The organism is Paenibacillus lautus (assembly GCF_050482385.1).
In the GTDB taxonomy this organism is placed as follows: domain Bacteria; phylum Bacillota; class Bacilli; order Paenibacillales; family Paenibacillaceae; genus Paenibacillus_AQ; species Paenibacillus_AQ lautus_B.
In genome coordinates this window covers 1-12,217 of sequence record NZ_JBCNHV010000018.1, presented here as the reverse complement: position 1 = coordinate 12,217, position 12,217 = coordinate 1, and the positions used below count along the sequence as shown (strand labels likewise).

At 47.4% G+C, this 12,217-nt stretch carries 12 protein-coding genes; 10 read left to right on the top strand and 2 right to left on the bottom strand.

The genetic code is table 11. The annotated features are described in order from the left end of the window. Positions 1-1,044 precede the first annotated feature (1,044 nt). The 6 genes from ABEW73_RS22350 (at position 1,045) to ABEW73_RS22325 (ending at position 6,944) form a co-directional block, all read left to right on the top strand. Positions 1,045-2,169, top strand: coding sequence for a DUF3048 domain-containing protein (locus ABEW73_RS22350; RefSeq protein ID WP_430169245.1), 1,125 nt, complete (start codon positions 1,045-1,047; stop codon positions 2,167-2,169). A gap of 231 nt (positions 2,170-2,400) precedes the next feature. Next, positions 2,401-3,015: a DUF47 domain-containing protein gene (locus tag ABEW73_RS22345; RefSeq protein WP_053489885.1), complete on the top strand. Its 615-nt coding sequence runs from the start codon at positions 2,401-2,403 to the stop codon at positions 3,013-3,015. A gap of 14 nt (positions 3,016-3,029) precedes the next feature. Continuing rightward, entirely contained in the window at positions 3,030-4,019 is a 990-nt protein-coding gene (locus ABEW73_RS22340; RefSeq protein WP_430169242.1) for an inorganic phosphate transporter, read from the top strand. A 102-nt stretch (positions 4,020-4,121) separates the two neighbouring features. Next, positions 4,122-5,078, top strand: coding sequence for a magnesium/cobalt transporter CorA (gene corA / locus ABEW73_RS22335; protein WP_430169239.1), 957 nt, complete (start codon positions 4,122-4,124; stop codon positions 5,076-5,078). An 81-nt stretch (positions 5,079-5,159) separates the two neighbouring features. After that, on the top strand, positions 5,160-5,525 hold the full coding sequence (locus ABEW73_RS22330) for a YrhK family protein (RefSeq protein WP_430169236.1): 366 nt from the start codon (positions 5,160-5,162) through the stop codon (positions 5,523-5,525). A gap of 681 nt (positions 5,526-6,206) precedes the next feature. Beyond that, positions 6,207-6,944 (top strand): phosphodiester glycosidase family protein, encoded by a 738-nt coding sequence (locus ABEW73_RS22325; protein WP_430169233.1) that lies wholly within the window; start codon positions 6,207-6,209, stop codon positions 6,942-6,944. A 26-nt stretch (positions 6,945-6,970) separates the two neighbouring features. On the opposite strand, the gene ABEW73_RS22320 is transcribed toward ABEW73_RS22325, so the two are convergent. Next, positions 6,971-7,432: a hypothetical protein gene (locus ABEW73_RS22320; protein ID WP_430169231.1), complete on the bottom strand. Its 462-nt coding sequence runs from the start codon at positions 7,430-7,432 to the stop codon at positions 6,971-6,973. A 611-nt stretch (positions 7,433-8,043) separates the two neighbouring features. Between ABEW73_RS22320 and ABEW73_RS22315 the strand changes: the two genes are divergently transcribed. Continuing rightward, the gene (locus ABEW73_RS22315) at positions 8,044-8,625 is read left to right on the top strand and encodes a hypothetical protein (protein ID WP_430169228.1); all 582 of its coding nucleotides are present in this window, start codon (positions 8,044-8,046) and stop codon (positions 8,623-8,625) included. Between the two features lie 392 nt (positions 8,626-9,017). On the opposite strand, the gene ABEW73_RS22310 is transcribed toward ABEW73_RS22315, so the two are convergent. Next, on the bottom strand, positions 9,018-9,617 hold the full coding sequence (locus ABEW73_RS22310) for a hypothetical protein (RefSeq protein WP_430169225.1): 600 nt from the start codon (positions 9,615-9,617) through the stop codon (positions 9,018-9,020). 289 nt (positions 9,618-9,906) lie between these two features. Here ABEW73_RS22310 and ABEW73_RS22305 point away from each other — a divergent pair, with 289 nt between their 5' ends. From ABEW73_RS22305 to ABEW73_RS22295, 3 genes are read left to right on the top strand one after another with little or no spacing between them, the layout of a single operon-like run. Then, positions 9,907-10,197: a YerC/YecD family TrpR-related protein gene (locus ABEW73_RS22305; protein ID WP_053489879.1), complete on the top strand. Its 291-nt coding sequence runs from the start codon at positions 9,907-9,909 to the stop codon at positions 10,195-10,197. Between the two features lie 4 nt (positions 10,198-10,201). Further along, positions 10,202-10,966, top strand: a complete 765-nt coding sequence (locus ABEW73_RS22300) for a sirohydrochlorin chelatase (protein ID WP_430169222.1) — start codon at positions 10,202-10,204, stop codon at positions 10,964-10,966. Positions 10,967-10,984: 18 nt separating this feature from the next. Continuing rightward, positions 10,985-11,866 carry a diacylglycerol kinase gene (locus ABEW73_RS22295; RefSeq protein ID WP_430169219.1) on the top strand — a complete coding sequence of 294 codons (882 nt, stop codon included), beginning with the start codon at positions 10,985-10,987 and terminating at the stop codon, positions 11,864-11,866. Positions 11,867-12,217 lie beyond the last annotated feature (351 nt).

Below are 12,217 nucleotides of genomic sequence, written 5' to 3'. Positions count from 1 at the left end.
AATGAGTTTTGATTTTTTGGATTAATGGGTTATTGCGATGTTACTGATGTCGTTGTTGTTAGTTCTTGTTGCCTTGGGAAGTGATCACCTTCTCTATGTCTTTATTATAAGTGAAAATATTCACATTACATGTGATAAATATCACAAAGTTGTGAACATTCCAAAATGAGCGCCACACGAAGGGTGTTTTGTACATCGTGTGTACTCTGTCTTGTGCGCATTGCAGACTTGTGAGCACTGCAGACTTGTGAGCACTGCAGACTTGTGAGCACTGCTGTCTTGTATGTACGGCAGTCATGTGTGTACGCCTGTCTTATGTGAACGGCAGTCATGTGTGAACGGCGGTCTTGTGCGTACGGCAGTCATGTGTGAACGGCAGTCATGTGTGTACGGCAGTCTTGTGTGTACGGCAGACTTGTGAGCACTGCAGACTTGTGAGCACTGCAGTCTTATGTGTACTCTGTCGTGTGAGCACTGATGTCTCGTGTGTACGGCAGTCTTATGCGTACGGCAGACTTGTGAGCACTGCTGTCTCGTGTATACGGCAGTCTTATGTGAACGGCAGATTTGTGAGTACTGCTGTCTCGTGTGAACGGCAGTCTTGTGGAACGGCTGTCTTATGTGTACGGCTGTCTCGTGTGCACGGAAGTCATGTGTGTACGGCAATCTTGTGTGTACGGCAGTCTTATGTGAACGGCACTCTTAGTGTGTGCGGCTGTCATATATGCACCGCTCTCTTGCGCGCTGCTATTTTTTGAGCAACTGCTCTCCAATGCCCAGCTGCTTCCGCAAGGCACGTTACCCTGGGCATATTTGGGTGTCTGTTCAATCCCCAATCATCAGCCTCCGGCAGAGCATAAAGCGCTGCCAAGGCAATTCTGTCAAGGTTATTCATTAAAGGATTGTATCCCTCCTTTATACAGACAAAGCACGGATTTTGTGATTAAATGTAAACTAAAGTTGAATTGTTGGTTGGAAATTTTGGGCAAATCGGTTGGGAAATTAGGGTAATAAGTAATGGGAGCGTTCATAGGGGGAAACAATATGCATAGCAATGGGTCTTTCAGGAAATTCGCATGGAGGACAAGCTTGTTGTCGATGGCGGCCGTAATGCTGCTGTCCGGATGTGGTGGTAAGCAGCAGGCAGAGTCTGTCCCGGCGCCGGTGGTGGAGGCTCCGATCGAGCAGCCAGTGGAAGTGCCTCAGGAGAATGCATCTTCTCCATATAAGGCACCGCTGACAGGATTGCCGTTAGAAGCGTCACTGACGCAGCGGCCACTGGCCATTATGATCAATAACGCACCGGCGGCAAGGCCGCAGTCGGGTCTGGGACAAGCGGACATGGTGTATGAAGTGCTGGCGGAGGGAGGGATCACGCGTTTGATCGGCATTTTCCAAAGCCAGAGCGGTATTGAGAAGATCGGGCCGATTCGCAGCATTCGTCCTTATCTGATCAATCTAGGCGAGAGCTACGGCGGCGTGCTTGTACATGCTGGCGGCAGCCCTGAAGCTTATAGCATCATCCAAAAGCAAGGCAAGCAGGATATGGACGAGATCGGAAATGCAGGCTCTTTCTTCTGGAGAGACAAGGAACGCAAAGCGCCGCATAATCTGTATTCCAGCGACGAGAAGCTCCGTGAAGGAGCAGCCAAGCTTAATTATGGCAACGACGTGAAAGTGCCGCAATATTCGTTCTATTCGGAGCCGGCAGCTGCAAGCGGCGATGGTGCAGAGGGAACGGCGCCTGTGCAGGTTGTGTCCGGTGAACCCGGGGAGAAGGTAGAAATCAAATTTTTACTGGATAGTTATGTGGTGGCTTATGAGTATGACGGTTCGACCAATACGTACAAACGGTGGGTCAACGGATCGCCGCATGTGGATCTCAACGATAATGTTCAGCTGGAGGCCGCGAATGTAATCGTGCTGGGGGCGGATCATAAAGTGCTGGATGATGTGGGCCGGCTTGCCGTGAATGTGGAAACGGGCGGGAAAGCGATGCTGTTCCAGCGGGGAGAAGTCATCGAGGGGCAGTGGGTACGCGCAGCGGGCGATGCGATCCGTTTCGTGAAGGACGGCAAGGAAGTGCCGTTGGTGCCGGGAACGACGTATTTCAACATTGTGCCGAATTCGCCTTCTTTTGAAAGTCATGTGACCATTACGAATCCTTGATGCATAAGATGTGGATGGAGGATGCTCTGTCGGGATAATTTGCACTCATACGGAGATGTTAATAGGCAGGAGAATTGAAGCGATATCCATGCATCTTCTTTTTTGTTAGTTCCTTACATTTCTGAGTGTTACTTTTCTATACACACCCTGCCATGGATGTGATAAGATAGTCAAGGTTGTCTATCTTTTGAGGGCGTTCGCGGCAATTTATCGAAAAAAGGGGTTAAGAGTATGAAATTGAAGAAAAAGGATATATTCTTCCAAACGCTGGAGAATATGGCCGATACGGTGGTACAAGCCGCAGATTATTTTTCGCAGCACGTTTCCAATCTTCAAGATGTGCTTGAATTTGCCAATGAAATGAAAAAATACGAGTCCCAGTGTGATACCTATACACATACCATCATTACTGAGCTCAACAAAACGTTTATCACGCCAATCGAACGCGACGATATTATGGACCTGACAACCAGCATGGACGATGTGATGGACGGATTGGAAGCAACCGCATCCCGGTTCTATATGTACAATTTGGGGAAACCTGACGAGTACATGGTACAGTTTGCTGAAATTCTGCGTCAATCGGCTTACGAAATTCAGAAAGCCATTCATTTGCTCTCTCAAAAGAAACTGCTGGCTATTCGTGAGTACACGATCCGCTTGAACGATCTGGAGAACCAAGGCGACGAGCTGCTGCGCATCTGCATCAAGGATCTGTTCGCCACCGTCTCTGACCCGATTCTGCTGATCAAGAAAAAAGAGATTTACGAACGTCTTGAAACGACCACGGACACCTGCGAAGACGTGGCAAATATGCTGGAATCCATCATTATGCGCAACTCGTAAGGGAGTCCTGAACAATGGATACAACGATGTTAGTATTAGTAATTGTTGTTTTTTTGGCGCTTGCATTTGACTTCATCAACGGGTTCCACGATACGGCGAATGCCATTGCAACGTCGGTATCAACCCGGGCCTTGAAGCCGCGGGTAGCCATTTTGCTTGCAGCCAGTATGAACTTCATCGGTGCGATGCTGTTCACAGGGGTTGCCAAAACCATCGGCGGCAGCGTCGCGGATCCGACCAAGCTGGATAACGGGATCGAGGTAGTTATTGCAACATTGCTTGCAGCCATCATCTGGAACCTGGTTACCTGGTGGTTCGGATTGCCTTCGTCCTCTTCTCATGCACTGATCGGGGCATTGGCCGGTGCGGTATTTGTCGGCGCGGGAAGCGACATGCTGAATTACGCCGGATTTAAGGATATCGTCTTGGCGTTGATCTTATCGCCTATCATTGCTTTTGTGATCGGTTATCTGGTCATGCAGCTGCTCAAGGTCATCTTTGCTAAACGCAGCCCGCATACGGTGAATAAAGGCTTCCGTACGATGCAAATTTTTACGGCAGCACTTCAATCCTTCACGCATGGTACCAATGATGCACAGAAGGCGATGGGGATTATTACCTTTGCTCTGGTTACCTCCGGTCAATTGACCGAGATGGAAGTTCCGCTCTGGGTTAAAATTTCGGCAGCGACAGCGATGGCGCTCGGAACCTCGATCGGTGGCTGGAAGATCATCAAGACCATGGGTACGAAAATTTTCAAAATCGAGCCGATCAACGGGTTCGCAGCTGACTTCTCGGCCGCATCCGTCATCTTCTCGGCTACGCTGCTTCATCTGCCGATCAGTACAACCCATGCGATCACCTCGGCGATTCTCGGTGTAGGTTCAGCGAAACGCTTCTCCGCCGTGAAATGGTCCCTGGCAGGACGCATTATTGTGACTTGGTTTATTACGATTCCCATTACGGCTGTACTGGCAGGAGTCATATTTAAAATTCTTTTCTAAAACGTAATTAGACATAGATAATGGATAGTAGTGGGCCAATCAGGAATCGATTGGCTTTTTTTGTTCAATGAAACCGAAGGTGCAGGGAAGGAGTGTGTATTTATGATTCGCACGTTAGCTATTACGCCAAGCCATGAAGCCGTAATCGGGCTTCCGCTTGAAGAGATTCGAATCGAGGATTACGCCTGGGTCTGGGCCGATTTCAGTGAGCCGACGCCGGAGGAGGCCCGGATGCTGGAGAGCTATTTTCACTTTCATCCGCTGGCGGTGGAGGATTGCCTGCACATCCTGCAGCGACCGAAGCTGGATTATTACGAACAGATGCAGTTTTTTGTTCTGCATGCCCTTCAGCCGGATACGCTGGAAGCCGTCGAGGTGGATCTGTTTCTTGCACCTTCGTTTATTGTCTCCTTCCACCAGAAGGCACTGCCCGAAATGAATGACGCTTGGGATCGCGTTACTTCGGTCGCCGGCAAGGGTCCGCTGGGCCAGGACGGTCCAAGCTTCACGGCTTATACGATCGTGGATAAGCTGGTGGATCAGTACTTCCCGAGCTTGTTTGCCATCGAGGACGAGCTGGCTGAGCTGGAAAGCCGAGGGGAGAAGGATTCGGTTGAGGAGCTAATGAATCAGGTGTTTGCGCTGCGTTCGCGGCTGCTTCGCCTGCGGCGGACGGTGGTGCCGATGCGGGATCTGCTGTACAGGATTGTAAACTCGCAGCATTTGGAGCATCATGCGCACCATGCTTATTTTTCCGACATCTACGACCATCTGCTGAAGCTGGCGGACATGATCGAGGCCGACCGGGAGATGACGGCGGATCTTCGGGACAGCTACATATCGGTGAATTCGAATCGGATGAATACGATTATGAAGACACTAACGGTGATCACGACCATCTTCATGCCGCTCACCCTGATTGCCGGGATTTATGGGATGAATTTTCAGAATATGCCGGAGCTGCAGTGGCATTACGGATACTTCTTCGTGCTGATGCTCATGTTTGTGCTCGGCGGCGGCATGGTGATGTGGTTTATGCGCAGAGGCTGGTTTAAATAAAAAGGTTTAAGACGAATGCTAAATTGCTGGGGTTTCTTGTTCCTCCGTAAGGGGTAAAGGCTTGCTGAGGAGGGACTACATATGAAACTCAGGCTCAAACCACATCCCAAGAAGCGTTCATCACGTCAACCAGATGAGCCTTTGCGTTCCCGGCTGCTGCGCCGGCTGCTTCGTCTGGCTTGGAAACGAAAGCGAAAGCTGGCCGTGACGAATCGCTATGAAGTGGGCATGGTCATCAGCGAGATTGCGACCGGCCTGTTGTTCATTTCAGGCAGCATCATGATGTTCTATCCCCATATGAAGCGAATCCCGACCGTACTGTACCTGCTGGGCAGCATTATGATGCTGCTGCGTTCCGGTCTGCGCGGCTCGTATTGGTTCCGGTTAAAATCACTCGAAAGCGTCGAGAATAAAGAAGCCGGCCCCGAAGGAGACTGGACGCGCTGATGAGGATAGCATAGGGTGATAAAAGGATATGGCTCCAGCCTAGGGTAACAGACTGGAGCCTGCTGCATGATGTATGTTGGTTCGGATGATCCCGCCTACTGTGAGTTTCAAACGGTTATTCTCTTTCAATACGTAACGTTACGTAGTGTCATAGCCGTTTTTCCAACGTTGTCATTAGCGGAATCATTACACTTTGGGTTGTCCCATTGAAGTAATAACTCTATGAATAGAAATGTCCTTAAGTTCTAACTAATGGAACAAGTCTGATAATGAATATTATAATCAAGAGGCCAATTATCATGAAACCCAAAAATTACGCAACCATTTTTAATGGTATTGTTTTCTGCTCTCGGATGACTGTAGGTAAACTCTATATGACAATCTTAATGCTCTTTAGACATCAGAAAAGAACATTTTTTTATAAAAGATCATATTGCGTTACGTTACGCAATATGATACTATAAAGATAGTTAAACAAGCTGCTTAAACTTATAAACTGTGGGGTACAGGTTATGAGTTTAATATCCCAGTAGCTCTTTAACACTAATTATATTCTGTAAAGTAAACATTTTATATTATTTGGTGAATGAAGAGATCTATACAAAGGATTGATTATATCCTATCTCTTCCTCTGCCAACCAAACCAATAACAAAATATGAATAATGAGAGGATGAAGAAATATGTCTACAGCAAAATATACTAGTACGACTTATAACTCCCGTGAGGTACGTATCATTGAAGCTGATCCTGAAGCAGTTGCAGTTGAAAAGATCACTGGTACTGTTATGAATTCAGGCAAATATGGCGTTAACGGAACTTTCTTCAATAATTCAAATGATTTCTTAGGAATCGCAGTAAACAGGGGTACTGGTATTGGTGGAAATGCTACATTTAATGCTTATGGTCAAAAAAGACGAGGAACTTTCTACAGCTATCATAAAGAAATCGGAAATTTCCGAGTTCAGGAAGTAGCAAATGTTCAAAAGCTATCTGATTATCCTACTTTCCCCAATACGAACTACTTTGCAATTGGTGGGTTGAACTTGTATGCCAATTTAAGTATTGATAAGACAGAATTTTACCGTCGTTTAGATGTTGATGAAGGAGCTGCTAGTGTTAACGACGTTATCAACAAGAGCGCTAATGGTACCTACTCTGACCCTAGTTTACGTGCACGTACAGCAATTGGAATTAATTCGGCTGGGAAAATTGTTTTAGCTGTATTTAAATCTGAAACTCCTTGGGGCATGCGTGAATTTATGCGTAGCAAAAACTGCTATCAAGCCGCATATTTAGATGGCGGTGGATCTTCTCAAATGCGCTATAAAAGTGGTAGCACTTCAGGAACATTTGATCCAACAAATAACGCTCGTCCTGTGTATAATATGGTTACAGTTAATCCAACATCCTGGACTTAAAATAGGGGGGAATTCCCCCCTATTTTTTAATCTATGGACATAATTTTCCATTTTCCTTCTTCTTCATTCAAGGCAATATAATACCAAAATTTAAGTTCTTCATTCAACATATTATCTTCAAGTGGTTTGACGTTTAACATTATCGTTACAAGACCTTGATTTCCCTTCATTTCTTTGAATTCATCTACCTTCAAGCCCAAAATTTCAAAAGAAGGTAAGCCTTGGTCTTGATTATCAAATAATTCTTTGAACTTTTCTTCGTCTTTTAAATTTACATATTTTGCATGAAGATTAATTAGTTTAATCATTTCCTTTTGAATGCCATCATATTTACTTTCGTCAAGCGGTGTAAATTGTGGTACATCATTTTCTTGTTTAGGAACCTCTGTCTCGATTTTCTGTTCCGTATTAGTAGGTATCTCTGTTGTACTTTTACAACCACTAAGTAAAATACTAAAAACAATGATAATAACGCATAGCTTCTTCATAACATTCCTCCTAGAATGGTTAGTTCTCAAGTACAACGATACCATATATTGGATTTTGTTTAAATTAAAGAGAAAACAATTCAGAAAAGGACTTTTACATAACAACAATCAAGTTTTAAAGATAAAACGGCCAGGATAATGTGGGTATATCCTCTTTTCCGAATAACTTATTCATAAAAAATTTGATTATATTGAAGGAGGTTTATTCTGTCCAAACAGCATCTTCATTTACAACAGTATTATTCTGAATACTATAATAATCAGCGATCTCATTTAATGTCTAATTTTAAATTTGATAACGCACAAGCCACTCAAAATGATGACCAAGCAATTATCGTTTTATTTTCTTTTTTCTTACTTGAATAAACTTCCCCCCGATTACGTGCTCCATGACCATTGGAAAAACACCCTGGTGATAATCCGATGAAGGGACTCACCCCATAGAGTGAGACAAATTAAAACACCTTCCAGAGAATGCAATCATGTCGTAAGATATGGAGGATAGCTTGGAGGTGTTTTTGCGTTGGCAACACGAGTTAGTTAAATGCAACTTTTTTCTCTCTCTTGTGTTCTTACATATATACCAAAACTTACAAGGAGAATTCAACCTAATGAAAAATCTCTCTCGCGGTATTTTATCTTTATGTTTAATCGGAGCATTACTTCTCTCCGCATGCGGGAAATCAGATGACACTGACACTCTTTCCAATAGCGAAGAACCTACCAACACAACAAGCCCAGCACCTTCAACCAACAATACACCAACAAACACAGAAAGTCTGATCGAACCAGCCGAGAAAGAAGCAATTAAGGACATCGCAGCGGCCGATTTTAAGAAAGGCGTCTCTATTGACTTTGACAAATATAAAGGCAGCTTCTTTGACGAAAACATTATCTCCAAGATAAGGAACAATCTTGAATCGGTTGTGGAGAACAACAAAGAAAAGTTTAAAGAGAATCTGAATAAGGAGTCTTTGGAATCTATAAGAGAAGGCTTCTATTACACAAACGAAAGCGATCAATTTATGTTCTATGATTTGGATCTTATAGAAAAAGTCGATCAGCCAGAACAAATTAGAGTAGGTGTGCGCTTTGCAAAAAAATCCTCAGACGGGAGTATTGAAAATCAAGGAATTACCTACTTCTTTACTAAAAACGAAGCAGGAGAATGGGGTATTGAAAATATAGATTAAAACCCATACAAGAAATAGAGGCGGCTCCCTCGTAAGGAGCCGCCTTGTTGTTGCTTAAGTAAAAAGAAAACTAATCCTATCCTTCTATGCCTTCATACAGCTCCGTTATCGTCATGATCGGCAGTAATGCGGACTTCCGGATATTGCTCCTTATAAGTTTGGACGTATTGGTAAACGTCCGCTGCCGTTTCTAATGGATCAGGTGCAGTCTGCCGGTCGCCTGGGATTCAGCTCGTGGACGCTCCTAGTGTGCTTGGCTGCTCGATACTTCCGGAAGGAGACAAAAGGACGGCCTGGGCCGTCCTAGGTGTGAGCTGCGCTGGTGGGCGCTATGGAGCTGCGCGGATCTCTGAGACTCACAGTAGGGTTTATAGCCTACCGATCTACATAAATCAACGGCGACGTTTGCTTTTGCCGGATGTTCTGCGCGATCCGGAGCGGCGTCGGTTTCTCGAGGAACGGCGTCTTCTTGGTCTATATTCGTAGCCGTCCTCATTCTGATCCGTAAATGCGCTTTGAGAGGAGCCTCCTTTTTTCTTCTTAAGCGCGCCTGCCAGCACGGAGAATATGGGCGCAAGCTGCTGGAAGCCCTGCATGACCTTTTGTACCTTGCCAATATTGCTAACGATGCCGTCGATGCCGCCCATCCGATCGATGAGACCCTTGATGTCACTCATATTGTTGACACCGAGCCCGCCGAGGAGCTTGCCTAATCCGCCTCCACCGCCGCTGCCGCTGCTGCCTCCTCCGCCAAGGAGACCTGCCAGGCCACCGCCGCCGGAATTCGTGGATGGAGCCAGAGCCGAAGCCGAAGCCTCCATGTCCGTTACACCGTCGGTATATGGATATAACGCGGTTTCACCCACTTCCGGATAATCGCTGTATGGAGAGATGCCAGGGTATGGCGATGGCGCCTGCGGCAGTGATTCATTTTCAATGAGGGAGCGCTGGTTGGTCGGTCGACGGTGATAATAGTGAGAATGACGCGTCATGATATCACTTTCCTTTTTGAGTTAAGATACTATACTGTATGACACGGGTGGGCGATGGGTTTAGGCGGATGTCCCGATTTTCGGGATAGGAGCGGAATTGGGCGATAGCCCAGGAAGATTTTGGCGAGCACTTGATATGGTAAAATGAGAGCGTGCATAAGGGATGATCCCGCCGGGTAATGGTTGTCCTGTAGTGCGTGAAATCGTTAATGCTTGAAAATACTATATCCGCTCGGGTACAATGGGAGTGCGAGTGTTATACACAGTAACAATAGGGGATGATCATCCAGTGCAATTAAAGAAGCTAAATGATAAAAGCATCGATCAATTATTCGAAGCGATATTAACCCTGGGCAGTGTGGAAGAGTGCTATGTATTCTTCGATGATCTCTGCACCGTTAACGAAATTCAGTCCTTGTCGCAGCGGCTGGAAGTGGCGCGCATGCTGGGCAAGGGATGCACATACAACCAGATTGAAGCAGAAACGGGAGCCAGCACCGCAACGATTTCGCGTGTGAAGCGTTGCCTGAACTACGGCAATGACGGTTATAAAATGACGCTGGAGCGTTTAGGACGTTAAACTGATGACGAAGCCGGGTGTGCTGGTTATTAGTCATGGTTCACGTGAACAGAAATGGGTGTCGCTGGTGGACGAAGCCGTCCAGAAGCTGGCCTCTCATATGGATATACCCGTCGTATCTTCGTACCTGGAATTGGTAGAGGGCCGTCTGATTCAGGACGGCATCACGGCCTTGGAAGACCAGGGTGTCACCGACATTCTGGTCATTCCTCTATTTGTCTCGTCCGGCAGCACACATGTCGACGAAATAGCTTATGCTATAGGAGCGAAGGCCGTTCCGGACATGGAGACGGACCTGGCTCCGTTTCGGGTCCAGTCCCGGGTTCATTTTGGTAACCCGATGGACGACGACCCCGAGATTGCGGCCATGGTATGGGATAAGGTAAAAGAGCTGTCTGTAAACCCGGCGAAGGAAGTTATTCTTCTCGTCGGACACGGCAGCCGGCATGATCTGTTTCGCAGCCGCTGGGAAAAGGGTATTAACTCTTTGGCACAGCGAGTCAGCGAGGTAAGCGGAACAAGCGCAGATTATGCCTTACTCAGTCCCGGCGATGTTCGGGACAAGGTGACAGCATGGATGGAGCGCGGCTGCGATGTGATCGTAGCTCCGCTTTTTTTAAGTGAGGGGTATTTTACGGAGAAGGTCATACCTGATCGCCTCGAGGGGCTTGAATGCCGATATTCAGGCAGAACCTTGCTTCCGCATCCGCTGCTGCCGCAGTGGATGGAGTCGCAGGCTAAACTTCTTCTTCTATCCTTGAAATCATAAGTAGGTGGCGTATCGTTAATGAGAAATGCAAGGTTAATCTATAACCCAACCTCCGGCCGGGAGGAAATGAAGCGTCGGCTTGCTGATATATTGAACCGTCTGGACAGTGCTGGCATCGAAACCTCCTGTCATGCAACAACCGGAGAGGGGGATGCGACCCGTGAAGCCGCAGATGCCGTCGAACGCGGCTACGATCTTGTGATCGCAGCTGGCGGAGACGGTACGCTGAATGAGGTCATTAACGGGATGGCTGGCAGGGATAACCTTCCGCCGCTCGGTATTTTCCCGCTGGGTACCACGAACGATTTTGCGCGAGCACTCGGCATCTCGAAGAACTGGGAAGAGTACTGCGACCAGGTCATTCGGGGCGAGACGCGGCCGATTGACGTGGGCAAAGCGAATGATCGTTACTTCATCAATATTGCGGGCGGCGGCACGCTGACCGAGCTCACATATGAAGTGCCAAGTAAGCTGAAGACGATGATCGGGCAGCTGGCGTATTATTTGAAGGGGATCGAGAAAATGGTCAGCCTCGCGCCGCAGGAGCTTATCATCAACGCCAGCGGTCATCCGGCGATCCATGACGAATTCATGGTGTTCCTCATTGCCAACAGCAACTCGGTCGGCGGCTTCGACAAAATCGCGCCGGGCGCGAGCATCGACGATGGCTTGTTCGACGTCATTGCGCTGCGCAAGTGCAATCTGGCGGAGTTCGTGCGCGTGGCTACGCTCGCCTTAAGGGGCGAGCACATCAACGACAAGCGGGTCGTGCATTTCCGCACCGATTATATGGAGGTCGTCTCTCCGGGACCGGTTCAGCTGAACCTGGACGGCGAGTTCGGCGGCGTTCTGCCGGGCACGTTCCGTGTCCTGCCACAGCACTTAAGGATTTTTGGCTGAGATGAGGCAGGTAGGGGCGGAAGGCATCGGAGCGCGGGGCGCGTAAGGCGTGATGGTTGTTGTAAGTAAATGATTGGATTTGCAGGCTGGATGGATTGAATAACATACGAGGCTCTCGTATAATGATGGACGTGAGCTTGTGCGCTAAGCTCCCTTGGGGGAGCTTTTTGTTGTTTAAGCGAATGAAGGTTAACGGAAGATCATCTGCTATTATTAAGTGCGTGTTCCAAAAGGTCGGTTTTCAGCACCGAAGCTTATGCTCCCGATGTGCGTTTTTTCAAAACGCTTCAGTTGGATGAAGCTAGGGACTGAGGAGTGGAGCGTACGCTTGTACGTGAGCACCGGAAGGCC